Source organism: Glutamicibacter bergerei (assembly GCF_054495185.1).
This window is the reverse complement of sequence record NZ_CM137131.1, coordinates 2884160-2908938: the sequence shown is the minus strand read 5'-3', so window position 1 is coordinate 2908938 and position 24779 is coordinate 2884160. Positions and strand designations below refer to the sequence as shown.

The window sequence follows — 24779 nt, the reverse complement described above, 5'->3', positions numbered from 1 at the left end:
CTGACAGAAGCTAAGGGGTGTTCAATGGGACAGGATTCAATAGTCATCGTTGGTGGGGGCCTTGCCGCCGCTACGACCGTGAATGAACTGCGCGAGCAAGGGCATACGGGAACGATTTCGCTGATCGGCCAGGAACAAGAACTTCCTTATGAAAGACCTCCGCTATCTAAGGGGTACTTGCAAGGCAACGACAAGCTTGAGGACTTTACGGTCAATCCGGCGTCGTGGTACCAAGAGCACAACGTGCAATTACACCTCGGGGTACGTGCCGAAAAAATAGACCGCGAAAACCAGCAGGTAAGCCTGAGCGATGGAAGCACCGTGGACTATGACCAACTGGTTTTGGCCACCGGAGCCCGCCCAAATCTTGGTGGAAAGCAGCCTTTCGAAGGCCATGATCTGCCCGGTGTCCACCTGTTGCGTACCGTGGAACAAGCTAAGGCACTACGCGAAACCTTGAGCGAAGATACCCAACTAGCGGTAATCGGTTCGGGCTGGATTGGTATGGAAGTAGCCGCCAGCGCACGTTCGCGTGGTGCACGAGTCACCGTATATTCCCCGGACGAGGTTCCGCTAGCCAAGGTTTTTGGCGACCGGTTCGGACATCACCTGCTCGAATTGCATCAACGTAATGGGGTAGATGTGCGCACTTCTACTCGAGTTGATTCGATCCAAGAAACCGATGGTCATCTGGAAGTGGTCAGTAGCGCCGGAACTAGTCGCGCCGATGTGGTGTTGCTAGCCATTGGAGCAGTACCTAATATCGAGCTAGCCCACGAAGCAGGACTTAAAACGGAGCGTGGGGTAATCGTTGATGCTTCATTGCGCAGTTCTGATCCAAAGATCTTAGCTATTGGGGATATCGCCGAAGCCTTCAATACCTCCCTGCGTCGCCAGCTTCGGGTAGAACACTGGGATAACGCGATCCGGCAGGGCAAACTTGCCGCCGCAACCCTACTCGGCCAAGACCAAAATTATGATTGGGCGCCGTATTTCTTTACCGATCAATTTGATCTGGGTATGGAATACGTGGGCTATTCAGCACCCGAGGATAACAGCGTGGTTCGCGGCGATACCGAGACGGGGGAGTTCATTGTTTTCTGGTTGAGCGAAGGCAAAGTCACCGCGGCGATGAACGTGAATATTTGGGATGTGAACGACACCCTGCGTGGGTTGCTTGGTCGGAGCATTGATCAAGAGCGGCTCACCGATCAGTCGGTGGACTTAGCCGAGCTCTAACTGCAGCCGCCCGCAACCTTTAGTTGCGGGCGGAACTATTTTTATAAAAGAGTTGGTGCATTACTGATTACAGGGTGACTTGTGGAATTATTGCTGAGACACTTCTTTTGTCCAGTCGTAAGGAATATTTTCAGTGAAACGCGCACTGTCGCTGATCTTCGGCATTTTTGTCCTAGCCATCTTGGCCCTTCCACTATTGGACCCGCTGACCAGGGCGAGGTTGTTCACCGGGATCATCTTCGGCGGTGGACTGAAACTAGCGTTAGCCGTCGTCGGCATTCTGCTGATCTTGATTGGCCTTGGAACGAAAAAATGGCTTTTGAAGCTCGGAGTAGTCATTGCCTTGCTGGCCATTCCGGTGGCGTTCGCCTCGCATTGGTCTTCGCAAGTTGCCTTGCGCGATTCGGTGAAAGAAGTTTCGCCCGAAGAAGAGCTGCTTCCGCAGACCGGACTGCGTGCACCTTATCTAGTCGCTGAACGCCAAGCTTCGTCCAATAGCTCCGGCACCGTGGGCGACATTAGCGCAACCACCTACTTGGCTGGGGATAATAGCTACTCGACACTTGTCGAGCGTCGTGGGATTTTCCGCCCCGGATATGAGACGGCCATCGTGCAGAAACTCGCGCTCACCGGGCAGGCTAAGGGCGAGCGTTGCGATTTTAGTCCCGAAGCCAATAAACGGATGGACGGAATCTTCGGCAATAGCCTGACGCGGGCGATAGCTTCAATCGACAGTGGGCTCATCGCCAAAAAAGACGATGTCTGGGCATATTGCGATAATGGGAGTCCTCAAATCGTCGTTCCGGTCACCAAGCTCAGCAATTGGCTAGCTCCTTATGATGTTCCTGCAGGAGTGGTGATCTACGACGGAAAAACCGATGCCTTGGAATACAAAAAGGATGTTGCTACCGGACAGCTGCCTGGTCCCGCCATCTCAATTTCTCAATCGCGGCGCGTGAACAAGTCATTGGAGACACTCAACGGAAATTGGTGGACCACCAGAATCTTGAAGTCCACCGGCATTACCGATGAGCCTAAGGATGAAGATGACACAAATTTGGACAGCCATTCAAACTTCAGTCTGAGCTACGGTGAACAGCACTACGGTTTCTTCTCGCCCTTTACCTCACGTGCCTCCTCTCGCACCATCGATCAGGTGGCAGTCTTGGACAGCTCGCAGGTCAGTGCCGGAAGCAACGCGAACGTCACACTGCATACGCTGAAAACTCCTCGGCAATCAAATGCGGCGACCGCAGACAAGATCAAGGCGGACTATTCCTCGCTCAGCGACTGGGCCACCGGGATGACAGTGATGGAGATCGTTCCGGGTGGCGAAGGGGTGTGGCATGCGAGTATCGGTCAGAAGCAGAACGTAAATTATCGTGTCCAGCTGAACGCCGACGGATCTTCATGCTTATTGAGCGCCGCAGGTGAGAAGCTTCGGTGTTCCTCCGACGCCGGCCAGAACTCGGGATCCGAACAAGAAGGTAAGCAATCAGGGGACCTATTAGACCCCTCAACGCTAAGTAACGATGAGCTCAAGAGCCTGCATGAGGCCATCGTGAAGGAATTGCACAGGCGAATTCCTGCCCAGTAATTATTCGGGTAGTTCAGCACGCAGTCGCTGTGAAATCTGGTGGGACCCGTAGGGCGATAAGTCTGTTTCGCCCGGCGGGCCCCACACCACCAGTACCCGAAGCTCGGTGCTGCCGGTATTTATCAGTTCATGTACGTCTTGGGGGCCAGCGAGCACCGAATCTCCAGGACCTACCTCGTAGGTCTGTGTGCCAACGTGCATGCGTCCGGTACCTTCCAGAACCTGATAAAACTCGACCAACTGTGCGTCTTCGCCGTGTTGGTGCGAACCTTCAAAACCACCGGGCGGGATGACCCACGTTTGAATTGCAACTGGCATCCCGGTCTGGCCAGCAAAATGATGGTGCATCACCATTTGGCTACCCTCGTGTAAGCGGTAGGTGAAGCCGTGGGCATCACGTTTCTCAAGCATTGCTGTTCTCCCGGTTTGGCAGGCGCTAGGCAGGCTGATGTGCGTAGCCCATACGCAAGGAAATTTTCTGTGCGGTTTTTACACACGAGTCGATGAGTTCCTCAAGAAACTTAGGAGTGATTCGATAGAACGGAGCGGCGATAAGCACGCAGGCCACCAAGTCTCCGCGATGATCAAAGACCGGAGCCGCGACGCCGACCTCTTCGGTAGAAGTTTCGCCGTAGTTCACCGCGTAGCCCTGAGTACGGGCCACACTGATGCGTTCGAGGAATTGCTCAGCGCCGAGTTGCTCGGGCAGTTGAATATTTCCCGACGCGATTAGCTCGCGCGTACGCTCGGGGGATTCGTAGGCTAAGAATAATTGGACTGTGGCGCTTAACCCGGTGTCGTACCGACTTCCCATCGCAGAGGTGTGTTTGACCGGTCGAGGAGAAGGGATCTGTTCTACCGAGACGGATTCATTGCCGTCCCAAATGTTGAGTACCGCGGTCTCCTGGGTTTTCTCGGCCAAATATTTCAGCGGTGGGTAAGCGGCTTGACGCACATTCAGATTGGCTAGAAGCGGTCCGGCAATAGCGATCAAGCCGAGCCCAAGTCGGAACTTACGTGTCGGCTCATCACGCTCCACCACCCGTTCTTGCACCAAGGTGGCAAGAATCCGAGACACGCTGGATTTGTGCAGTCCCACTTCGGCCGCGATTTCGGTGACACCTACTAGTTGTCGCTCGACGGTGAAGCACCGCAACACATCGATGACATTAACGATGACCGAAGCGCCGCGATTATCGGCGGTTCGCTCTTGTTCCCCGCGTGGCATGTCGTCTTCGGTGTCTTGTGATGCAGTCATTATTTCCCTCTTTACTGACCGGTGGCGTTCCTGTTTATCCTAGTCGCAAGAATTTCTAGGTCAGCGGCTTCTTACTGGTTTCGACGGAGAGCGCAACTGCAACGAGTGACACGATAGCTGCGGCCATCAAATACCAGCCCGGCGCGAGCACGCTACCGGAGGTAGCGATGAGCAAAGTTGCGACAAATGGAGCGGTGCCACCAAACAGTGCATTGGATAGATTGAAAGAGACTGCGAATCCCGAGTAACGGACACGGGTTGGGAACATCTCTGCGAGGAAGCTTGGCAAGGTTCCGTCATTGAGCGTCAACATCGCTCCCAGTAGAACCTGCACAACCAGGATCATCGCGAAGTTTCCCGTTTCGAGCAACATAAATGCCGGAACCGTAAACAGGATGAAAAGAACAGATGCAGTCATGAGTACACGACGCCTACCAAAACGGTCAGATAACATCCCGGTGATAAAGATGAATCCAATATATGTTGCCAACGCTACCGTCGTGGCGAGATACGCCAAAGAGCTAGCCAGGCCAAGCTCTTGGGAAAGATAGGTGGGCATGTAGCTGAGAATGACGTAGAACCCCACCGCATTAAGAAGAACGGCGCCAGCTGCTAGGAGAAGCTGTTTCCAGTGGTTACGGAAAAGCGAAGAAACTGGAGTCTTTGACGCGCTCTCATCCTCAGCAAGTTCTAGGAATACCGGCGAATCTTCTAGCTTGGTTCGTATGTAGCGGCCAATCAGACCCATCGGTGCGGCCAGCAAGAACGGGATACGCCAACCCCAACTTTGCATCTGTTCCGGATCCAAAAGTCCGGTAAGCAAAGCTGCCATGAGTGAGCCTAGAAGCAACCCTGCCGCCGTGCTCGCGGGTACAACCGCGGCGTAGAGTCCGCGGCGATTGGCTGGAGCATATTCGACGAGGAAAGCGGAAGCTCCGGCGTATTCGCCAGATGCCGAGAATCCTTGGACCAACCGCAGCGCAAGCAGCAGCAGGGGAGCGGCAATACCTATGGTCAGATATCCAGGCAGCAGGGCAATGGCGAAGGTCGCGCCGGACATCAGCAGGATTGACCAGCTAAGTGCTTCGCGTCGTCCAATACGGTCGCCGATGTGGCCCCAGACGAATCCGCCCAGTGGGCGGACCAAGAAGGAAATAGCGAACAGACCAAAAGTCAGCAGCAAAGCTGTTTGAGGGGCCGACTCGGGGAAGAACACTGCAGCGATGGTGACGGCCAGATAACCGTAGGCTGCGTAGTCGAACCATTCCACAAAGTTTCCGATGAAGCTGGCCGCAACGACCTTGCGTCGGATTTGGGGATCTATGGTGTCTGCTGCTGGCGCACTGTCATTCAGCGCGGCCGGTGTTGTCGATGATGTCACTTCATTGTGCTGGGTCATCAGAAATCGCCTCGGTCAGGGAAGCGGCTCGGGCTCTTGGCTACGTTGCCGCGGAAGAAATACGGAGTGTCCAAACATCTGGCGTCAGGACTTTGGAGCAGCGCCCGTGCTTGCTGCAAGACTATAGAAAGAATGCCCATGGGGTGGGTCAAGTGATATAAGACCCACCCCATGGCTACCTCACGCGGTTAGGCGTCGATGATGTTGTTTTCCGGTCCGAAGCCGAACTTGGTGATGTTCTCGACTCCACCGTCTTCGCCGATGACCAGGATGTCGTGCTCGCGGTAACCGCCGGCACCTGGCTCGCCGTCGGCGACGGTGATCATTGGTTCCATCGAGACGACCATGCCCGGCTCCAGCACGGTGTCGATGTCCTCGCGCAGTTCAAGACCGGCTTCGCGTCCGTAGTAGTGCGAGAGCACGCCGAAGGAGTGTCCGTAGCCGAAGGTGCGGTTAGGCAGCAGGTTGTGGCCGATGAAGATTTCGTTCAGCTCTGCGGCGATGTCCTTGCAGACTGCACCTGGCTTGATCAGTTCCAAACCACGCTTGTGGACCTCGACGTTGACGTTCCACAGTTCCAAGCTGCGGGCATCTGGTTCTCCAAGGAACAAGGTGCGCTCCAGCGCGGTGTAGTAGCCCGAAGTCATCGGGAAGCAGTTCAGCGAGAGGATGTCCCCGCGCTCAAGCTTGCGGGTGGTGGCCCAGTTGTGGGCGCCGTCGGTGTTGATGCCGGACTGGAACCAGACCCAGGTATCGCGCACTTCGCGGTGCGGGAAGGTCTTCGCAATCTCGTGCACCATAGCCTCGGTGCCGATCAACGCGACCTCGTATTCGCTGATGCCCTCGCGGATCGCAGCCTTGATGGCCTCGCCGCCGAGGTCACCGATGCGCGCACCGTGCTTGATGACCTCGATTTCCTCGGCCGACTTGATCATGCGCTGGCGCATGGCGTCCTGCGAGACATCCACCAAGGTGGCGCCGTCAAAGGTTGCCTGGATCTGCTGGCGGGTAAGCCCTGGCAGGAAGTCATCTTCCACACCGATGCGCGAGGCCTTCACTCCGTCGCGCTTCAGTGCTTCCTGCAGACCGTAGAAGAAGTTGTCGCGCTTCCAGTCGGTGTACACGATGTTCTCGCCGTAGCTGGTGCGCCATGGCATGCCAGCATCGATGTTCGCGGTGACGGTGGTGGAGTTGGACTGGGTGACTACCAGTGCGTAGTTACGGCCAAAGGTGGTGTACAGGAAATCCGAGTAGTACTTGATGCCGTGGTAGCTGGTCAGGATGACAGCGTCTAGGGACTTTGCTGCCATGATCTGACGCAGGCCGGTCAAGCGGCGTTCGAACTCTGCGTCCGAGAAAGTGAGCTGCTGCTTCACGCCGTTGTGCAGGGTCTTCAGGCGTGCCAGTTCGGAAACATTCGTGGCGATGTTTGAGGCGGTCATGGTGTTGGCTCCTTGGAGTAAATGAAGTGTCAAGGGAAGCCGGCCCAATCAGAAGGATTGCGAGGATTCATGGGAATCGCCGGAGAAGAATATACGTGTTGCGCTGAATGCAACGCCGTTGCAAATAGATTATGTGTGTCTTAGCTCACTGTCAAGCGGTGAGGTCGAATTAGTGAAATATTGCTGCGAGTTCAAAATGAACTAAGTCGACAAAGGCCGTGGAGCTCGGTTTTTCAAGCGCCACGGCCTTCATCTACTGGGGTGTCGAAGTGCTAGGACTGTGCCTCGGGATGCTGATCCGTCTTGCGGATTGCCCCCTCACCATCGGGATCCGGGACAAAGACCAGGGATGGATCTGGATTGTTAATGTCCTTCTCTAGTTGCCTGATCGCCTTGTCGCGTTTAAGTAGCCGGCGAATCAAGTTGATGATCATCAAAATGATCACGAAGGAGAATGGGAACGCACCGATGATCGTTCCGGTTTGCACGGTATCGACTACGGCAGTTCCTCCCATAGTCAGCAACACGGTGGTCACCGTCGCTACGGAAAGTACCAGGACTACGCGGAAGACAGGACCTGATTTACCTGGTGCGGAGACGAACTCGCTCAGTGCATAAATTCCAGAGTCCAGCGAGGTGACGTAATAGGTGGCAACCAGGATTGTGGCAATCACTAACAAGATGGTGCCGATAACCGGTACCGAATCGAGCATGGCGAATAATCCTGAGGAAGTATCCGCGGCGACCGAATCACTAATTGAGCGGTTGGACTGGTCATCGTAGTAGATGGCCGCTGAGCCAATGATGGCTACCCAAACCATGACGATTAAAGAAGGGATGATCGTGACGCCCAAGACGAATTCGCGGATGGTGCGGCCGCGCGAAATCCGGGCAATGAAGCCGGCGACGAATGGCGAGAACGCGATGACCCAGCACCAGATGAATACCGTCCACCAGCCATTCCAGCTATCTTGCCAGCTGTCTATGGTGGTGGCTGCCAGGCCCGAATCGGTCCACAAGCTCATGCTGGCAAAGTTCGTGAAGAAGCTTCCGAAGGTCTGCGACATATTCGAGATGATGTACAGCGACGGTCCGAAGATCAGCACGGCGGCGAGCAAGACAATACTCAAAATTGAGTTCAGCCCGCTAATTCTCGCCATGCCTTTATTGATGCCAACGATGGCCGAGATGGAGGTGATGCCGGCGAAGATCAAGATGACCATGAACCACATCATCGGGCTAGCGCTTGCACCGGTAAAGGAAGATATCCCCGAAGAGAATTGCATGGCCGCAAAGCCGAAGGATGTTGCCAAGCCAAGTACCGTGGCGATAATCGCCAGCAGCTCGACCACGACACCGGCGCCGCGGCGGGACCAGCGCGGAAGGATGTCGACGGTGGCCTCGCGGAAAGTCAGGGTTTTGCCCAGGTTGTGGTGTGAGTAGGCCAAGCATACGGCCACCGCACAGTACATCGCCCAGGCGGTCAGGCCCCAGTGGAAGTAGGTCCAGACGATGGCACCTTCTTCTCCGCCACCGTTGGCTCCGGCCGGGATCACGGGATTTTCATCGCGCAGCATGATTGGCTCGGCAACTGACCAGAAGATCAGTCCAATGCCCTGTCCGCAGGCGAAGAGCATGGAATACCAGGCGAATTTGCTGTGCTGCGGTTTTGCTTTGGGCCCGCCAAGGCGGATCTTGCCTACACGGCTCATGGATAGCCAGATGCATACGCCCACCGTAAATACCGAGTAGAGGATAAAGAGCCAGGTAAATTTACCGGTCACAAAAGTGCGCATCTCCGAGATTGCGGCGGAAGCCGCCTCCGGATTACCGAGAACCCAGATCATGACGGCAACGATCAGTACCGGTGGAATGACCCGGATCAGCAAACGGTCTATCGGCGGAATATGCCGTCCCATGAAACGTGGAAGTTCTACCGGCTCTTCTTGGGGTTTGAGGCTATCGGCGCCTGGGGCAGTTGCTTTGTCCAATGACATGTTAGTTCACCTCCAAGGTGATATTGCCAAGCAGCAGTTCGCTCTTGAGCGCATCGGCAACCTGTGTTGTCACCGTCGTGAAAAGCAATTCACCGCGTTCGGCGGTGGCACCTTTAGCAGAGGAGAGGCAGCCACTGGGCGGGGTGCGCGAGGGATCTTCGGGGAAGACGTCGTAGGTGGTCAATTGTGCTGGCGGATGGTCGATGACACGATCCATATTGACCAGCGTTGGGTGCAGCAGCAGCATGAGCGACGTTTCCAGAATTCCGCCGTGCTCTATATCCCAACCGAGGAACCCGTCGGGGAAGACCTTGGAAAGGGTGTCTTCATCCACGAAGTCCCAATAGGAAAGCAGGACTGCGCGAGCTGAGGAACCGGCGGCCCTGCTTCGAGTCACCGCATTGTCCAGGCCCTCGTAGATGAATTGGTAGTTTTCGAAGTGGCCGTTGAGGATGACAACATTCTCGAAGCCCTGGGCGATGAACGAGGCGACCACATCATCAACCATTTGGCTCAGCGAATTGCCGCCTAGGCTGGTGGTGCCGATGCGATGGTTGCCGCCACCGGAACGCGGCTGGGATTTATATCCGTAGCACAGCGCCGGAGCGACCAGAGCCCCGGTCTTTTCGGCAACGGCGCCCGCAATGGACCGCGAAAGCATCGCGTCGACGCCCAGCGGCATGTGGGGGCCGTGCTGCTCGGTGGCTCCCGCAGGGATGATAATCGTCGATCCGGCTCGGGACACGTGCTCGGCGTAAGTTTGGGCATCAATTTCGTCGATGAATACTGAATGCATGGAGATCTCCTTGGCCCGTGGAGCACAGGTAGTGCCAGCGAGGCGTGTGTGGTCTTGTTCCGGAGTGATGGTTGCATTACCTGCAACACTGTTGCAATGAATCATGGCAGTGGCGCCGGTCACAGTCAAGCTTTTGCCCAAGAAAGACTCAGGCCCGCTGAAATGGCATGGCTGCGCAGCGGGAATAAGTGCTTCTCCCAGCGTGCGCCGAGGCGGGGGGTCGCAAATAGCAAGAGACCCACCTGAAAAGAGGTGGGTCTCTTGGGGAGTCGGAAATTCGCTCTCTAGAGGACCGCGCGCACCGACTCTTCAAAATGAACGATGTGCTCCAGCGCTAGCTCTTTCGCGGCAGGTGCATCCCCGTCCAGAATTACCTGAAGCAAGCTGGCGTGTTCTGAAATGTGCTCTTCTACTGTCGGCAAACGATCAAGTGCCATGCACCAAATCCGCGTAGCGAGATTATCCAGGCGGATCAGCGTCTCTTCCAGATGGTGGTTGCCGGCCGCGCGGTAGATGAGCCGGTGCACTTCCAGATCGTTTTCCATAAGTTCTCGGCGCGCGGTGTGCGAACCCAGTGATCCAACGGCTTGGGCTGTTGCTTGCATTTGGCTGCGAGCGGTTCCGCCGCGAAGATTCGCGGCTTTCTGCGCAGCTAGTGGCTCCAGCGCCTTGCGGACTTCGGTGATGGCGGCCAGTTCGGTGATGTCCACCCGGGTCGCAAAGGTGCCGCGCCGCGGGTAGGACTGCACCAGGTGATCTACTTCCAGGCGCTTGAGCGCCTCGCGAAGCGGCGTGCGTCCGATGCCTAGTTCTTCAACTAGCTGCCCCTCGTTGATGGGGTCGCCAGGGGCGATGTCCATCATGATCAGCCGATCCCGAAGGACGAGATAGGCGCGTTCAGCCAGGGATTCACTACTGCTGACGAGCTGTGCTGTCGTGGTCATTGCGTGTCCGTTGCCTTTGTCTTGTTCTGTCTGAATGTTACCTGCCGAAGTAATTTCGACTAAGTCATTGACCGGGCTGTGACTTCCATCATACAGTGAGAGGCAGATTGATATATCAGTTGTCGGCAATTCATACATTTAGGAATGGGTAATGACTTTAGCTACCTCCCTTGCAGCGACATCGCTGACCGAGGACCTGGGAACCTTGGACCCTGAGATTGCGCAGCGTATCGATGCCGAGTTGGCTCGTCAGCAGCGTGGTTTGGAAATGATCGCTTCGGAGAACCATACGGCGCAGGCAGTGATGCAGGCTCAGGGTTCGGTGCTGACCAATAAGTACGCTGAGGGCTACCCGGGGAAGCGCTACTACGGTGGGTGCGAGGAAGTTGACGTTGTTGAGACGTTGGCTATCGAACGTGTGAAGTCACTGTTCGGTGCGAAGTTCGCTAATGTGCAGCCGCATTCGGGTGCGCAGGCTAATGCGTCGGTGTACCACGCGTTGGTGCGTCCGGGCGATACCGTGATGGGTTTGAATCTGAACCACGGTGGCCACTTGACCCACGGGATGAAGATCAACTTCTCGGGTCGTTTGTTCAACATCGTTCCTTATGGTGTCGATGAGCAGACCTACGAGGTGGATATGGATGAGGTGGAGCGCCTTGCCATTGAAAACCAGCCGAAGATGATTGTTGCTGGTTGGTCGGCGTATCCGCGCCAGTTGGATTTTGCGCGGTTCCGCGAGATTGCTGACAAGGTTGGCGCGTACTTGTTTGTTGATATGGCTCATTTTGCTGGCCTTGTGGCAGCCGGTTTGCACCCTTCGCCGGTTCCGCACGCGCATGTGGTGACGTCCACGACGCATAAGACTCTTGCTGGTCCTCGTGGTGGCATTATTCTGTCGAATGATGCGGAGATTGCGAAGAAGCTGAATTCGGCGGTGTTCCCTGGTCAGCAGGGTGGTCCGTTGGAGCATGTGATTGCTGGCAAGGCCGTGGCGTTCAAGATTGCTGCTTCGCCGGAGTTCAGGGAGCGCCAGGAGCGTACCTTGGCTGGTGCACGCATTTTGGCTGAGCGTCTGACTCAGGAGGACGTGGTTGCCAAGGGTATTAGCGTGTTGACCGGTGGCACCGATGTTCATTTGGTGCTCGTGGACTTGCGTAATAGTGAGTTGGATGGTCAGCAGGGCGAAGATCTCTTGGCGCAGGTGGAAATCACGGTGAACCGTAATTCGGTGCCGTTTGATCCTCGTCCGCCGATGGTGACCTCTGGTTTGCGTATTGGTACTCCGGCGTTGGCGACTCGTGGTTTTTCTGAGGCTGCGTTTGTTGAGGTTGCGGAGATTATTGCGCAGGCTTTGATTGCTGGCGCTGATGGCATCACTGCTGTTTTGCCAGAGCTCAAGGAACGAGTGCTAAAGCTCGCCGAGGCTCACCCACTGTACCCAAATCTAAAGAAGATCGGAGAATAATCATGGCTGACTTGCTACCTGAACACCCAGAATTCCTCTGGAACAATCCGGACCCGAAAAAATCCTATGACGCTGTGATTGTCGGCGGCGGCGGACATGGACTGGCCACCGCGTACTACCTGGCCAAGAACCACGGCATGACCAACATTGCGGTGCTGGAAAAAGGCTGGCTGGCCGGGGGCAACATGGCCCGCAACACCACCATCATTCGTTCGAACTACCTGTGGGACGAATCTGCTGGTATATACGAGCACTCCTTGAAGCTCTGGGAGCAGCTGCCCGAAGAGCTGGAGTACGATTTCCTCTTCTCCCAGCGCGGAGTATTGAACCTGGCCCACACCCTCGGCGACGTCCGCGAATCGGTGCGCCGCGTTGAAGCAAACCAGCTCAACGGTGTCGACGCCGAATGGCTGACCCCGGACCAGGTCAAGGAAGCCTGCCCGATCATCAACACCAGCGATGACATCCGCTACCCGGTCATGGGCGCCACCTGGCAACCACGTGCCGGTATCGCCAAACACGACCACGTCGCCTGGGCTTTCGCCCGCAAATGCAACGAGATGGGCGTAGACCTCATCCAGAACTGCGAAGTCACTGGAATTATCAAGGACGGCAACAAGGTCACCGGGGTAAAAACCAACCGTGGCACCATCCTGGCCGGCAAGGTCGCCCTGGCCAGTGCAGGCCACTCCTCGGTCGTGGCAGAAATGGCCGGGGTGGATCTTCCGATCCAGTCCCACCCGCTGCAGGCACTGGTCTCCGAACTCTTTGAACCGGTCCACCCCACGGTGGTCATGTCCAACCACATCCACGTCTACGTTTCCCAAGCACATAAGGGAGAACTGGTGATGGGTGCAGGCATCGACTCCTACAACGGCTACGGCCAGCGCGGCGCCTTCCACGTCATCGAAGAGCAGATGGCAGCGGCCGTGGAGCTCTTCCCGATCTTCGCCCGAGCCCACGTGCTGCGCACCTGGGGCGGCATCGTGGACACCACCATGGATGCTTCGCCGATTATTTCCAAGACCCCGGTAGAGAACCTCTACGTCAACTGCGGATGGGGGACCGGCGGATTTAAGGGCACCCCGGGCGCAGGCTGGACCTTCGCCCACACCATCGCCAACGACGAGCCGCACAAGCTGAACGCACCGTTCGCGCTGGAACGCTTCGAAACCGGCCACCTCATCGACGAACACGGCGCAGCAGCCGTGGCCCACTAAGAATAGGGGAACGAACTCATGATGCTGATTGACTGCCCAAACTGCGGGCCACGCAATGAAACAGAATTTAAGTTCGGGGGACAGGCGCACGTCGCTTACCCGGCGGACCCCCATGCGCTCAGCGATAAGGAATGGGCTCAGTTCCTGTTCTACCGCAAGAATCCCAAGGGCATCAACGCCGAACGGTGGGTTCACGCAATGGGCTGCCGCAAGTGGTTCAACGCCCTGCGAGACACCGTCACCTATGAATTCAAAGCCATTTACCGAGCCGGCGAAGAACGCCCGGCACTACAAAGCACCGACGGAGGCACCCGATGAGCAACACCGGTTCATACCGCTTGGACGCCGCGCAGGCTGCCGGCGCCCGAGTGAACTTCGAGGAAAAACTCGACGTCACCCTCAACGAACAGCCACTGGCAGCGCTACGTGGTGACAGCCTAGCTAGCGCCATGCTCGCCTCCGGCATCCGCCGGGTGGGGGACTCGCTCTATCTCAAGCGCCCACGTGGCATCTTTGCAGCCGGGGTGGAAGAGCCAAACGCGCTGGTCCACGTGAACGCCCGTCACGCCAAGGACGTCGGCGAATCGATGCTGGCAGCTCCCGTGGTCTCCGCGGTTAATGGGCTCAGCGCCCGCACACTGTCTGGCTTGGGCACCATGGATCCACGCAAGGACGAGGCCTACTACGACCACGTACATGTGCACACCGATGTGCTCGTTGTGGGCTCAGGCCCGGCCGGCCTAGCCGCAGCGCGCGAAGCATCACGTAGCGGAGCCCGAGTGATGCTGCTCGACGAGCGTCCCGAAGCCGGCGGCCGGCTACTTGATGCGGCACACGAGCAGATTGACGGCATGGATGCTCGGGAATGGGTTGCGCAGACCACCGCAGAATTAGCAGAGGCTGAAGAGACCACCCACCTGCAGCACACCACCGTGCTGGGCAGCTACGACGCGAACTACGTGATCGCCGTGCAACGCCGTACCGCGCACCTCGATGCGGCGCCGGAGGATGGTGTCTCTCGCGAACGCGTCTGGCATATCCGTGCCGGTCAGATCGTGCTGGCCACCGGGGCGCACGAACGCCCGATGGTCTTTGAGAACAACGACCGCCCGGGCATCATGCTCGCCGGTTCGGTGCGTTCCTACCTGAACCGTTACGGCGTCCGGGTTGGCCAGCAGATCTTGGTGGCCACCACCAATGATTCGGTATACCCGCTGGTTGCAGAGTTAGCCGCAAGTGGGTCTGTGGTTGCGGTCATCGATGCCCGTGAAAACGTCTCGGTGGCCGCCGCGGAAGCGGTTGGCGCCGGGGTACGAGTGATCACCGGATCGGTGGTTGTCGACACCGAGGCCGGGAGCAACGGCGAACTGTGCGCCGCCTGGGTGGCGAGCCTGGATGCGCAGAACAACATCGGCGAAGCCACGCGCTTCGAGGCCGATACCCTAGCGATCTCCGGCGGCTTCAACCCGGTGGTGCACCTGCACTCCCAGCGCCAGGGCAAACTGGTGTGGGACACCACCGTGCAGGCCTTCCTGCCCGATGCCGCCGTGGCCAATCAGCACCTCGCCGGTTCGCTTATCGGACGTTTTGACACCGCGGGCGCTCTATCAACCGGTGCCGCCGCTGGCGCCGCTGCTGCTAGTAAAGCCGGGTATGAAACCACCGCCCGTATTCCCGAGGCTGTTGAGGAGCCGCTGGGTGAAACCCGCCCGGTGTGGCTGATTGCCTCACGCTTCGGCGAAGACGCAGTGCACTACAAGAACCACTTCGTGGACCTACAACGCGATCAAACTGTCGCCGACGTGTTGCGTTCCACCGGGGCTGGCATGCGCTCGGTAGAACACGTGAAGCGTTACACCTCGATCTCCACCGCCAACGACCAGGGTAAAACTTCAGGAGTGGCAGCGATTGGCGTGATCGCCGCGGTTCTCGGTATTGAAAACCCTGCAGAAATCGGCACCACCACCTTCCGGGCCCCATATACTCCGGTGTCCTTCGTGGCGCTGGCTGGGCGTAACCGTGGTCAACTGTTGGATCCGGCTCGCATCACCGCGATGCACTCCTGGCATTTGGCCCATGGCGCCGAATTTGAGGATGTCGGTCAGTGGAAGCGCCCCTGGTACTACCCACAGGCGGGTGAAACCATGGACGAAGCGGTGTACCGTGAATGCGCCGCGGTGCGCGAATCGGTGGGCATGCTCGACGCCAGTACGTTGGGCAAAATTGAGATCCGTGGCACGGACGCAGCAGAATTCCTCAACCGCATCTACACCAACGGCTACACCAAGCTAAAAGTTGGCATGGGCCGCTACGGCGTCATGTGCAAGGCCGACGGCATGATCTTCGATGACGGGGTGACCCTGCGACTGGCCGAGGACCGTTTCTTGATGCACACCACCACCGGTGGCGCCGCAGATGTGCTGGACTGGATGGAAGAATGGGCGCAGACCGAATGGCCTGAGCTGGATGTCGTCTTCACATCGGTCACCGAGCAACTGGCCACCGTCGCGGTGGTTGGCCCGAAGTCCCGTGCGGTGATCGCTAAGCTGGCGCCGCAACTGGACGTCTCCAACGAGGCATTCAAATTCATGGCCTTTGAGGACACGCTCTTGGAGAACGGCACCCCTGCCCGGATCAGCCGGATTTCCTTCTCCGGCGAGCTGGCCTTCGAAATTGCGGTACCGAGCTGGTACGGGTTGCGCACCTGGGAAGCGGTATTCGACGCCGGCCAGGAGTACAACATCACCCCGTACGGCACCGAAACCATGCACGTGCTACGCGCCGAGAAGGGCTTCATCATCGTCGGGCAAGATACCGACGGCACGGTGACCCCCCAGGATGCAGGCATGGAATGGGTTGTTTCCAAGGTGAAAGATTTCGTGGGCAAGCGTTCCTTTAGCCGCGAAGATAACCAGCGCGAGGACCGTAAGCAGTTGGTCTCCGTGTTGCCGGTGGATAAGAGCCTGCGCCTTCCAGAAGGTGCTGCACTGGTCACTGCCGACGCATTAAGCGACAACGGGATCACCCCAATGGAAGGCTGGGTCACCAGCTCCTACAACTCCCCGGCACTGGGCCGCACCTTTGGCCTGGCGCTAATCAAGAACGGGCGCAATCGCATCGGCGAAGTGCTCAAAACCCCATACGGCGGCCAGCTGGTCGACGTGGTGGTTTCAGAAACCGTCCTCTACGATCCGGAAGGCAGCCGCCGAGATGGCTAAGCACAGTGTTATCGAATCAACCACCGAGCTACGCCGCTCACCGGCAGCGCACCTCGATCAGCTCATGGCCGCGGCCACCGTCACCGGGCAACGCGCCGTCGCATTACGCGAGATTGCTTTCTCCACCCAGATCTCGCTGCGTGCGGTTCCGGGGAGCGCCGGCCATCAAGCTCTGGCACAGGCTACCGGTGTGGGCTTGCCGCAACAGGTCGGTCAAGTGTCCGGAGACGTGTCAGGCACCGCGGTGCTCTGGTTGGGGCCGGACGAATTTTCGGTCTTCAACGCCGCCGGTGAAGATCTGAGCCCCACCTTGGAAGCTGCCTTGGCTGAGCATGAAGGCCAAGTCACCGACCTGTCGGCAAACCGTACGGTGCTCGAGCTCACCGGTCAGGCAGCATCCTTGGTGCTTCGCAAGAGTTGCCCGGCAGACCTGCATCCACGCAGTTTTGCGGTCAACCAGGCGATCACCACCACGCTGGCTAACGTGCCCATCCTGCTCTGGCGCACCACCGAAAATGGTTGGTACCTGATGCCACGCGCCTCATTCACCGAGCATGTGGTGCATTGGTTGGTCGACGCAATGAACGAGTTTGCTTCGGAACCGGTAATCTAGCCACAGAACGATCACCACCTACCAAGTTCGCTTGGGAGAATGGCTGCAACCGTTGGGTCGGTCCAAACTGGACCGACCCAATAGTTGCCTGCACTAGGTTTCAAAGACGAACCACGGAAGGACCTTGATGGGCGACCAGATCCGACACATACTGACGTTGCAGTGCCCAGAGGGCATGGGCATCGCACACGATGTCACCGGCTTTTTAGTAGAACACGAACGCACCATCGTTGAACTGAAACAGTATGACGATATGTCCTCCCAACGCCTCTTCATGCGTGTGGACTTCTCCGGGGATGACGTCCCTGGCCTGCTGGAAAAGATGCGCGAAGAATTTGCGCCAATCGCCGCCGAGCGCCAGATGGATTGGCAGCTTCGTGAGCGCGGACAACGCACCAAAGTGCTCATCATGGTCTCTAAATTTGAGCACTGCCTCAACGACCTGTTGCACCGTGCGCACACCGGCTCGCTGCCTATCGACATTGTTGGTGTGGTCTCTAACCACCCTGATCACCGTTCGCTGGTGGAATGGCACAAGGTCCCCTTCCACCACATCCCGGTCACCAAGGACACCAAGCCTGCCGCCGAAGCGAAGCTGGAAGAGATCATCGAGAGGACCGGCACCGAACTGGTGGTGCTCGCGCGCTATATGCAGATCTTCTCCGATAAGCTATCCACCAAGCTTTCGGGACGCACCATTAATATCCACCACTCCTTCCTGCCTTCCTTTAAAGGAGCCAAGCCGTACCACCAGGCCTGGGACCGCGGGGTGAAGACCGTGGGAGCTACGGCGCACTATGTGAACGCAGATCTCGATGAGGGGCCGATTATCGCCCAGCAGGTCCAAGAGGTGGACCACACCTACACCGCCGAGGACTTGGTGATCGCCGGGCGCGATACCGAGGCCAAGGCGCTGTCCAATGCGGTGAAGTGGCACTGTGAGGGACGGGTGTTCCTCTGGGGCAACCGCACCGTGGTGCTGCGCTAAATACTGTTCAAAATTTGATGCCCGGCGCCAAGTGCCGGGCATCAAGTGTTGGGGTTAACGCCCTACTTAGTTGTTACTGGCCGCGTGATTACTGGTCGCGGCCGGCGCTGAGGAAACACCTCAAGGCTCGGGTTGGACCGACCTTCTGAACCAGATATGGAAAGTCGGCCCACTGTTCGGGGATCAGCTGTTGGCTGTCAGAACCCCACAGCCCGCCATCGATATTTAGAGTGCGCAACCGGTCATGCAGCGCGAACTCAGCGGTCAGATCCGACGCAGCTCGCAAGGCGGTGTCCACTGCGTCCGGTAGCAGCGAAAGAATCAAGGCAAATAATTCGGGGTTCACCCCAACTTTTTCCCACCGCTGCGCATAGTCGCGCCAGAGCTCAGGACGCAATGCAGAGGTCCCGTGAAGCAGTCCGCGACTGACACTGTTCAAGCCCATAAACTGGGAAAACTTATTATCGTAGAGCCCCGCCGGAGTGTAGTTGTGCTCTAGTAGCACCGCGGTCCACCGGCGTTCCCAGGCCAGCCTAGAATTTTTGGCTGCCAGCTCGGTTTGTGGCAACCCATACGCGTCAATTAGCTCGGAATGAGACATGGTGGTTCCTTTCATCAACTTGTCCTCGGATATTCACCGCGGACCGGTTCTTCCCCTGGGGCACCCCACTGATGGAGGAGGGTTGCCGCGTAGTCAGCCAGGTACTTAGGACTACGGCTCTTGAACCTGATAAACAGCATAAACCAGTGCACCGACACTTTAGCTTGACCAATATTTGTCGCATACATAGAACTCTGCATTGACCTTCACCGGCATGAATGTTCGGCGTAGAATATGGCAAACGTAGACACAGGGCTCAACCTGGTTGCGTGTGCGTCATCCGGTGCCGTATTTTGCCCGGTGGTAGCCCTAGATCGTGGGGATCAAGGGCTTCGGGAATTTGCCGTCAAAGTCGTAATCCTATGATGGTGGCCCGGCAGTACGGGCAATTTGCGCGGTGTTCCAGACACAGCGCACGCTGTAAACAGGGGACAATCCAATGAACGGCATCAAGAAGTCCAGATTATTGACGCTTATCGCCGCCGGCATCGCCAGTGCCGGCCTTCTGTTGGCAGGCATGGCACCGGCCACGGCACTTGCACCAACCACGCGAAGCAATAGTACCGTGGTGATCAACTACGTAAATTTGGGTGATTCGTATTCTGCCGGCTTTGGCTCGGGATCTATTAAGCCCGGTCCCTTCGACGGTTGTCTGCAAACCACCGGCCCGTCACACGTAACCAATATCGATCAGTTACCTGGCGTCAAACTCACCGCCGATGCGGCCTGCACAGGCTTTAACACTGCACAGATTGCTCAGGTCGCGGCCGGGGTAGCTCCACAACTGGCGGAAGCAGATCTGGTTACCCTCACCTTGGGTGGAAATAATTTGCAGTGGGGTGAAACCGTCGCAGCCTGTGCCGGTGGGAGCACCGCAGAGAAATGCCAGGGGATGCTGAAACTCGGCTACGCGTCCATGCCGGCACTGCGTGCGGATGTGCGATCCACACTCAAACAGATCGATGCGGCCACCGGCGCAAAGATCCTCGTGCTGGGCTATCCGCGGTTGTTCACCAGTTCTCACGGCGACCAGCCATTGATCACGGCCAAGAACGCACGGGCACTGAATAAGTTAGGGGACACGCTTAATCGAACTATCAAGGCTGCCACCAAAGGCACGGATAGCTCCTTCGTTTCGGTGACCGGAGCGTTTATGAACCATGGGGTGGGTGCCACCCAATCCTGGATCAGTTTTAATCTGGCTAACCTTGAAGACCCGTTCAACTTGCACCCAACCACCACCGGTTATCTCAACGGGTACTACCCAGCGGTCAAGCGCCACATTAACCTGAAAAAATTGGCGCATCACGACCGGTATCAGCACAAGCATTCACACTCGCGGCATCATCACGGCTAACTTCGAGCGCGAGCATGTTTGGGTTCCGGATAACTTGCGGGACCCCAACAGCGTGCCTTCCAGCCGGTTTAGCCTAGGCCAGTAAGGGAGCTCAAGACGTTTCTAGAATGTTGCAGACAACGCAGAAACTCCCTGTCATAATGGGTTTAACGACGAAAATTAGTCGTGAGTGAAGCCGAAGATCAACTCGGCCTGATCAGTGGGAGTACAGATGACCGAGCGTATTTTACTCGTTGGTGTTGAGCCTGGACAGTCGCCTTCGGTGCTAGAAGCCGTCATTGGACTGGCAGCGCCCACGGACACAAAAATCATGTGCATTTACGTAGATTCCGGACGATTTGTCACCGAGCGGCTACCCACCGGAGAAATCATCGCCGACACCACCTTCGACGGCGAAGAACAGATCCCACAGGATTTTCCGCCAGAGCTAGCCGCGCAACTCACCGCGTCCTTCGAAGGCCACAACGTGCATTGGGAAGCTCGCAGCGTCGCTGGAGATCCAGCCAAGGCATTGGCCCGCGTTGCCGAGCAGCTCGACGCCCAACTCATCGCCATCGGCACGCGGCGACCGGGGATACGTAGCCGCATGGAAGAGCTCATGGACGGGTCTATCGCGGTCGCGCTGAGCCACAAACAAAACCGTCCGGTCCTTGTGGTGCCGCAAAGCCCGCAACTATCTGACATCTCGGCCGAAGTGAAGTAACCTAGCTTCGCTTCGCGGCGAAAACTCGATCCAGCGTCTCGCGCTGAATTACGATGAGTCCATGACTTCGCACAACGTAGATCTCGCTATTATTGGCTCGGGTTCGGGCAACTCGCTGATTACCAATTACTGGGATGACAAGAAGGTGGCTATCGCCGAAGGCTCAACCTTCGGCGGTACCTGCCTGAACGTTGGATGTATCCCCACGAAGATGTTTGTTCGCCCGGCGCACCTGGCCCGTGGGGTGGAAGAGGCTGCACTTCTCGGCGTGAAAATGTCGGTAGAAAATGTTGACTGGCCAGCCATGCGTGATCGAATCTTTGGCCGAATTGACGCGATCTCCTCCGGCGGTGAGGACTACCGCGAACGGTTAGAAAACGTCGAACTCATCTCCCAGTACGTCACCTTAGGGCAAGACAATACGCTGACCGCTCAGGATGGCACGACGATCTCCGCCAAACAGCTCGTCATTGCCGCCGGCTCCCGCCCCAGCATGCCCAATATCGAAGGTATCGAACTTGACGCGGTGCACACCTCCGATAGCGTCATGCGTCTGGACAAACTGCCAGAGTCTTTGGTGATTATCGGTGGCGGTTACATTGCTTGCGAGTTTGCCGCCATGTTCTCCGGACTCGGCACCAAGGTCACCCAGCTGGTGCGCTCCGGAGCGTTGATGCGCCAGCTAGACACCGAAATTTCCGACGCCTACAACAAGGAAGCCGCCGCTCACTGGACGGTTCGTTATCACACCGAGGCGAAGGCTCTTCGTCAGGCAGATTCCGGTCTGGATGTGGTTTTGGGAGATGAAACATTGAGCGCCGACGCGGTACTGGTCGCTATTGGGCGAATCCCTAACACCGACAAAATTGGTGCCGAAAAAGCCGGGCTGGACCTCCACCAAGACGGGCGACTCAAAGTCGACGAATACCAGCGGGTGCTACGCGCAGGTAAACCCGTCACCGGTCTCTACGCACTCGGTGACATTAGCTCCGCGGCGCAGCTGAAGCATGTGGCCAACTACGAGGCACGCCTGGTTGCCTACAACCTAGAACACCCAGAATCCTTGCGTAAAAACTCGAACAGAGCGGTACCGGCTGCGGTGTTCACTCACCCGGAGATCGCAATCATTGGGCTCACCGAAGAGGAAGCACGTGAACAGCTTGGCGCGGAAAACCTCACGGTGAAGACGCAGAAGTTCGGAGATACTGCCTACGGTTGGGCAATGGAAGAACAGACCGGATTGTTCAAGGTGTTGGCTGACAAGCGCACCGGCAAGCTGGTCGGTGCCCACGCGATGGGCCCGGAATCTTCAAACCTGATCCAGCCGGTCATCATGGCGATGAATCTGGATATTGATGCACATACCGCGGCCACCGGTCAGTACTGGATTCACCCGGCGCTGATGGAAGTCGTGGAGAACGCGCTCCTCGGATTGGACGTCCCGGACTCCGGCTTGCTTTAGACCTCGAAATACAGCTGAAGATGCAACTTGCACCCGGGATTAAATAGCGCATCACAGGCTGGGCAAGTGTTCGTCTTGAGGTATTCGTTGACGCTTAGTTGAAGGGAGCAGACCCCGCAGAGTACTGCGGGGTCTGTGAACCTCTCAACAGGCCAAAGCACTACCGGATGCCCGGCAGTTTCTTCATGGCAGAGGTGGCATGGGTAGTACTTACCGCAGCAGTAATGCTTGATCGCAATGACGTCGATGTCCTGGTGGTAGTGCGCGCACCGAGTCTGCAAATCGACGTTAACCCCATAAACCTCAGGTTTTTCACTCATGAGTTCTCCTATTCCTACACCGAGACTACTGGCCGGTGAAGGCCCAGAGTCAAATATGTGCGTTGGCATTGGCCCACAGCTCTTCAACTGAGCTCGCCTCTTAGTCCACACTTTAGATTGTCTCGACGGAATCCAAATGTTCGTTTTTAGACGCACCAGGTGATTCCCAAAGTGCGTGATCTGTCGATGTGTAGTGGGTGTACCTTCAATCTGCGCAGCTCTTTGCGTTCAGAAGATCTTGAATAGATGTCGGCTTAAGATTGCGCACCGCGGGTGAGTCTCGCCGTTTCGCTGATTTGGTCAATCATGACCATAGTCGGGTGGCCCTCTAACTCTGCATCACTGCACAACCGTTTGAGCATTTTATGGAGTACAGCGAATTCTTCGGTAACAACCTGACGCACACTGTGCGCTGGTGCACCCTCGATGTGCGAAAGAGGTTACTGGTTTGCGACGTTTTTACCTACCATCACACTGTGACCTAGGACATACTCATTCTTAGTCATCACTGGTGGGTCCGGGTTCGGACCCTCACGCTGGAAGGAAAACCATTGGTATCCGAAACCTCAACCAAGGCCGAACGTAAAGGCTTACGCCGGGTCGTCTCCGCCTCCATGGCCGGCACCGTCGTGGAATGGTACGAATTTTTCCTCTACGCCACCGCCGCCACATTGGTCTTTAACAAGATCTTCTTTCCCGACGCGGGCAACGAGCTAGACAACATCATCAAAGCCTTCCTGACTTACGCGGTCGGCTTCATCGCCCGCCCTATTGGCGGCATCGTCTTCGGCCACTTTGGTGATAAATACGGTCGCAAGCACCTGCTGCAAATCGCCATCATACTGGTCGGTGCCACCACCTTCCTCATGGGTTGCCTCCCAACTTTCGACGCCATTGGCTATGCGGCCCCGATCCTGCTGATCGTCTTGCGCTTCCTGCAAGGCTTCGCCGTCGGTGGCGAATGGGGTGGAGCGGTGTTGCTCGTCGCCGAACACGCACCAAATAAGGAACGCGGATTCTGGGCCTCCTGGCCACAGGCTGCGGTGCCTATCGGTAACCTGTTGGCCACCATAGTGTTGCTTGTGCTCTCATCAACTCTGAGTGAAGAAGCGTTCTTGGCTTGGGGCTGGCGCGTAGGTTTCTGGCTTTCGGTGGTCATCGTGATCGTCGGCTACTACATCCGCACCCGAGTTTCAGATGCCCCGATCTTCCAGGAAGCCAAAGCAGAACTGGAAGAAAACGCGGCAGCCGGTTACGGCGTCAAGGAAGTCTTCAAGCGTTACCCACGAGGCGTATTCACCGCCATGGGACTGCGTTTTGGTGAGAACATCATGTACTACATGGTCGTCACCTTCTCGATTACCTATATGGCCACACAGCTGAAAATGGACACCTCAGAGATTCTTGGGTTGATGTTGCTGGCACATATATTCCACGCAATCATCGTTCCTTTGGTCGGACGAATGACCGATACCCGCGGACGCCGCCCGGTCTACGCGACCGGAGTGATCTTGATGGCCGTCTGGGGAGTTATCGCTTTCCCACTATTCAACACATCCAATGACTTCATTATCTTGCTGACTATCACCGGTGGCTTGGCGGTGCATGCATTGATGTATGCCGGGCAGCCTGCCATTATGGCCGAAATGTTCCCCACTCGGATGCGCTACTCGGGTGTCTCACTGGGTTACCAGGTCACCTCGATCGTGGCAGGTTCGATGGCTCCGATCATCGCGACCTTCCTACTGAAGGTTTACGGATCCTGGGTTCCCGTCGCCGGCTACATCGTGTTTGCCGCGATAGTCACGATGGTGGCGGTGTACTTCATGAAGGAAACCAAGGGCGTCAGCCTTGCCGACATCGATGAGCAGGACCGAATCCAGACCGGGCTTCTCAAGGAAGCAGCCAAGGTCAAGTAACTAGCAGCATGAGCAAAAGGTCGGTCCCTCGGGACCGACCTTTTGCCTTATGGTTTATCTCGCTGGCATTGCTGGTTTCTCAATCGCCTACCTTATGAAATGTTGGCGCTTTAAGCGGTCTCAACAAGGACTCTCCAGAAGTGATACCGCTGGCCGGAAAATAGCAGTGATTTCCGGGCTAGGGGCTCCTCCGTAATCGTGAATACCTTTGTGTGAAAGACCCACGCAAAGATGCAAG

Annotated in this window: 21 protein-coding genes and 1 riboswitch; of the genes, 12 read left to right on the top strand and 9 right to left on the bottom strand. The window is 57.0% G+C overall.

Going from position 1 to position 24779, the window contains the following annotated elements:
- Positions 1–24: 24 nt before the first annotated feature.
- Both ACX5K5_RS13490 and ACX5K5_RS13485 read left to right on the top strand, forming a co-directional pair.
- Positions 25–1239 (top strand): NAD(P)/FAD-dependent oxidoreductase, encoded by a 1215-nt coding sequence (locus ACX5K5_RS13490; protein WP_459174533.1) that lies wholly within the window; start codon positions 25–27, stop codon positions 1237–1239.
- A 133-nt stretch (positions 1240–1372) separates the two neighbouring features.
- Entirely contained in the window at positions 1373–2836 is a 1464-nt protein-coding gene (locus ACX5K5_RS13485; RefSeq protein ID WP_229676931.1) for a hypothetical protein, read from the top strand.
- Here the strand turns inward: ACX5K5_RS13485 and ACX5K5_RS13480 are convergent, their stop codons facing one another.
- From ACX5K5_RS13480 to ACX5K5_RS13450, 7 genes are all read right to left on the bottom strand, one after another.
- Positions 2837–3247 (bottom strand): cupin domain-containing protein, encoded by a 411-nt coding sequence (locus ACX5K5_RS13480; RefSeq protein WP_096255806.1) that lies wholly within the window; start codon positions 3245–3247, stop codon positions 2837–2839.
- Positions 3248–3272: 25 nt separating this feature from the next.
- A complete protein-coding gene (locus ACX5K5_RS13475) occupies positions 3273–4094 on the bottom strand; it encodes an IclR family transcriptional regulator (protein ID WP_443445121.1) in 822 nt (273 codons plus the stop codon).
- 55 nt (positions 4095–4149) lie between these two features.
- Entirely contained in the window at positions 4150–5493 is a 1344-nt protein-coding gene (locus ACX5K5_RS13470; RefSeq protein ID WP_346059435.1) for an MFS transporter, read from the bottom strand.
- A gap of 188 nt (positions 5494–5681) precedes the next feature.
- On the bottom strand, positions 5682–6935 hold the full coding sequence (locus ACX5K5_RS13465; protein ID WP_096255803.1) for an aminopeptidase P family protein: 1254 nt from the start codon (positions 6933–6935) through the stop codon (positions 5682–5684).
- A 272-nt stretch (positions 6936–7207) separates the two neighbouring features.
- On the bottom strand, positions 7208–8932 hold the full coding sequence (locus tag ACX5K5_RS13460; protein ID WP_459174532.1) for a BCCT family transporter: 1725 nt from the start codon (positions 8930–8932) through the stop codon (positions 7208–7210).
- Between the two features lies 1 nt (position 8933).
- A complete protein-coding gene (locus ACX5K5_RS13455; RefSeq protein ID WP_459174531.1) occupies positions 8934–9728 on the bottom strand; it encodes a creatininase in 795 nt (264 codons plus the stop codon).
- 284 nt (positions 9729–10012) lie between these two features.
- On the bottom strand, positions 10013–10672 hold the full coding sequence (locus ACX5K5_RS13450; protein ID WP_443458829.1) for a GntR family transcriptional regulator: 660 nt from the start codon (positions 10670–10672) through the stop codon (positions 10013–10015).
- Positions 10673–10823: 151 nt separating this feature from the next.
- Here ACX5K5_RS13450 and glyA point away from each other — a divergent pair, with 151 nt between their 5' ends.
- The 6 genes from glyA to purU all read left to right on the top strand — a co-directional run bounded on the left by glyA (position 10824) and on the right by purU (position 18179).
- On the top strand, positions 10824–12140 hold the full coding sequence (gene glyA / locus ACX5K5_RS13445) for a serine hydroxymethyltransferase (RefSeq protein WP_459174530.1): 1317 nt from the start codon (positions 10824–10826) through the stop codon (positions 12138–12140).
- Between the two features lie 2 nt (positions 12141–12142).
- Positions 12143–13360 carry a sarcosine oxidase subunit beta family protein gene (locus ACX5K5_RS13440; RefSeq protein WP_096255798.1) on the top strand — a complete coding sequence of 406 codons (1218 nt, stop codon included), beginning with the start codon at positions 12143–12145 and terminating at the stop codon, positions 13358–13360.
- An 18-nt stretch (positions 13361–13378) separates the two neighbouring features.
- Positions 13379–13678 carry a sarcosine oxidase subunit delta gene (locus ACX5K5_RS13435; RefSeq protein ID WP_105678320.1) on the top strand — a complete coding sequence of 100 codons (300 nt, stop codon included), beginning with the start codon at positions 13379–13381 and terminating at the stop codon, positions 13676–13678.
- On the top strand, positions 13675–16578 hold the full coding sequence (locus ACX5K5_RS13430; protein ID WP_459174529.1) for a sarcosine oxidase subunit alpha family protein: 2904 nt from the start codon (positions 13675–13677) through the stop codon (positions 16576–16578). The genes ACX5K5_RS13435 and ACX5K5_RS13430 overlap by 4 nt, the downstream gene beginning before the upstream one ends.
- Positions 16571–17191 carry a sarcosine oxidase subunit gamma family protein gene (gene soxG, locus ACX5K5_RS13425; RefSeq protein WP_096255793.1) on the top strand — a complete coding sequence of 207 codons (621 nt, stop codon included), beginning with the start codon at positions 16571–16573 and terminating at the stop codon, positions 17189–17191. The genes ACX5K5_RS13430 and soxG overlap by 8 nt, the downstream gene beginning before the upstream one ends.
- Before the next feature lie 127 nt (positions 17192–17318).
- Positions 17319–18179, top strand: coding sequence for a formyltetrahydrofolate deformylase (gene purU / locus ACX5K5_RS13420; RefSeq protein WP_459174528.1), 861 nt, complete (start codon positions 17319–17321; stop codon positions 18177–18179).
- An 88-nt stretch (positions 18180–18267) separates the two neighbouring features.
- Here the strand turns inward: purU and ACX5K5_RS13415 are convergent, their stop codons facing one another.
- Entirely contained in the window at positions 18268–18780 is a 513-nt protein-coding gene (locus ACX5K5_RS13415; RefSeq protein WP_188683029.1) for a hypothetical protein, read from the bottom strand.
- Between the two features lie 10 nt (positions 18781–18790).
- Positions 18791–18906, bottom strand: a riboswitch (SAM riboswitch).
- Positions 18907–19219: 313 nt separating this feature from the next.
- Between ACX5K5_RS13415 and ACX5K5_RS13410 the strand changes: the two genes are divergently transcribed.
- From ACX5K5_RS13410 to ACX5K5_RS13400, 3 genes are all read left to right on the top strand, one after another.
- On the top strand, positions 19220–20137 hold the full coding sequence (locus ACX5K5_RS13410) for a GDSL-type esterase/lipase family protein (protein ID WP_459174527.1): 918 nt from the start codon (positions 19220–19222) through the stop codon (positions 20135–20137).
- Positions 20138–20348: 211 nt separating this feature from the next.
- Complete coding sequence (locus ACX5K5_RS13405) at positions 20349–20840, top strand: universal stress protein (RefSeq protein ID WP_188683026.1); 492 nt, start codon at positions 20349–20351, stop codon at positions 20838–20840.
- A 61-nt stretch (positions 20841–20901) separates the two neighbouring features.
- Positions 20902–22302 carry a mycothione reductase gene (locus ACX5K5_RS13400; protein ID WP_443461374.1) on the top strand — a complete coding sequence of 467 codons (1401 nt, stop codon included), beginning with the start codon at positions 20902–20904 and terminating at the stop codon, positions 22300–22302.
- Here the strand turns inward: ACX5K5_RS13400 and ACX5K5_RS13395 are convergent.
- Positions 22299–22622, bottom strand: a complete 324-nt coding sequence (locus ACX5K5_RS13395) for a CHY zinc finger protein (RefSeq protein WP_096255783.1) — start codon at positions 22620–22622, stop codon at positions 22299–22301. The two genes, ACX5K5_RS13400 and ACX5K5_RS13395, sit on opposite strands and share 4 nt — an antisense overlap.
- Positions 22623–23173: 551 nt before the next feature.
- On the opposite strand from ACX5K5_RS13395, the gene ACX5K5_RS13390 reads away from it, so the two are divergent.
- A complete protein-coding gene (locus ACX5K5_RS13390) occupies positions 23174–24541 on the top strand; it encodes an MFS transporter (protein WP_275542572.1) in 1368 nt (455 codons plus the stop codon).
- Positions 24542–24779: the final 238 nt, after the last annotated feature.

What these genes read in the sequence shown, in the direction of transcription:
- ACX5K5_RS13435 (WP_105678320.1), top strand. Translation starts at nt 13,379, where the DNA reads ATGATGCTGATTGACTGCCCAAACTGCGGGCCACGCAATGAAACAGAA.
- ACX5K5_RS13430 (WP_459174529.1), top strand. Translation starts at nt 13,675, where the DNA reads ATGAGCAACACCGGTTCATACCGCTTGGACGCCGCGCAGGCTGCCGGC.
- ACX5K5_RS13410 (WP_459174527.1), top strand. Translation starts at nt 19,220, where the DNA reads ATGAACGGCATCAAGAAGTCCAGATTATTGACGCTTATCGCCGCCGGC.
- ACX5K5_RS13480 (WP_096255806.1), bottom strand. Translation starts at nt 3,247, where the DNA reads ATGCTTGAGAAACGTGATGCCCACGGCTTCACCTACCGCTTACACGAG.
- purU (WP_459174528.1), top strand. Translation starts at nt 17,319, where the DNA reads ATGGGCGACCAGATCCGACACATACTGACGTTGCAGTGCCCAGAGGGC.
- ACX5K5_RS13460 (WP_459174532.1), bottom strand. Translation starts at nt 8,932, where the DNA reads ATGTCATTGGACAAAGCAACTGCCCCAGGCGCCGATAGCCTCAAACCC.
- ACX5K5_RS13490 (WP_459174533.1), top strand. Translation starts at nt 25, where the DNA reads ATGGGACAGGATTCAATAGTCATCGTTGGTGGGGGCCTTGCCGCCGCT.
- ACX5K5_RS13405 (WP_188683026.1), top strand. Translation starts at nt 20,349, where the DNA reads ATGACCGAGCGTATTTTACTCGTTGGTGTTGAGCCTGGACAGTCGCCT.
- ACX5K5_RS13470 (WP_346059435.1), bottom strand. Translation starts at nt 5,493, where the DNA reads ATGACCCAGCACAATGAAGTGACATCATCGACAACACCGGCCGCGCTG.
- ACX5K5_RS13475 (WP_443445121.1), bottom strand. Translation starts at nt 4,094, where the DNA reads ATGACTGCATCACAAGACACCGAAGACGACATGCCACGCGGGGAACAA.
- soxG (WP_096255793.1), top strand. Translation starts at nt 16,571, where the DNA reads ATGGCTAAGCACAGTGTTATCGAATCAACCACCGAGCTACGCCGCTCA.
- ACX5K5_RS13400 (WP_443461374.1), top strand. Translation starts at nt 20,902, where the DNA reads ATGACTTCGCACAACGTAGATCTCGCTATTATTGGCTCGGGTTCGGGC.
- ACX5K5_RS13465 (WP_096255803.1), bottom strand. Translation starts at nt 6,935, where the DNA reads ATGACCGCCTCAAACATCGCCACGAATGTTTCCGAACTGGCACGCCTG.
- ACX5K5_RS13450 (WP_443458829.1), bottom strand. Translation starts at nt 10,672, where the DNA reads ATGACCACGACAGCACAGCTCGTCAGCAGTAGTGAATCCCTGGCTGAA.
- glyA (WP_459174530.1), top strand. Translation starts at nt 10,824, where the DNA reads ATGACTTTAGCTACCTCCCTTGCAGCGACATCGCTGACCGAGGACCTG.
- ACX5K5_RS13440 (WP_096255798.1), top strand. Translation starts at nt 12,143, where the DNA reads ATGGCTGACTTGCTACCTGAACACCCAGAATTCCTCTGGAACAATCCG.
- ACX5K5_RS13415 (WP_188683029.1), bottom strand. Translation starts at nt 18,780, where the DNA reads ATGTCTCATTCCGAGCTAATTGACGCGTATGGGTTGCCACAAACCGAG.
- ACX5K5_RS13395 (WP_096255783.1), bottom strand. Translation starts at nt 22,622, where the DNA reads ATGAGTGAAAAACCTGAGGTTTATGGGGTTAACGTCGATTTGCAGACT.
- ACX5K5_RS13455 (WP_459174531.1), bottom strand. Translation starts at nt 9,728, where the DNA reads ATGCATTCAGTATTCATCGACGAAATTGATGCCCAAACTTACGCCGAG.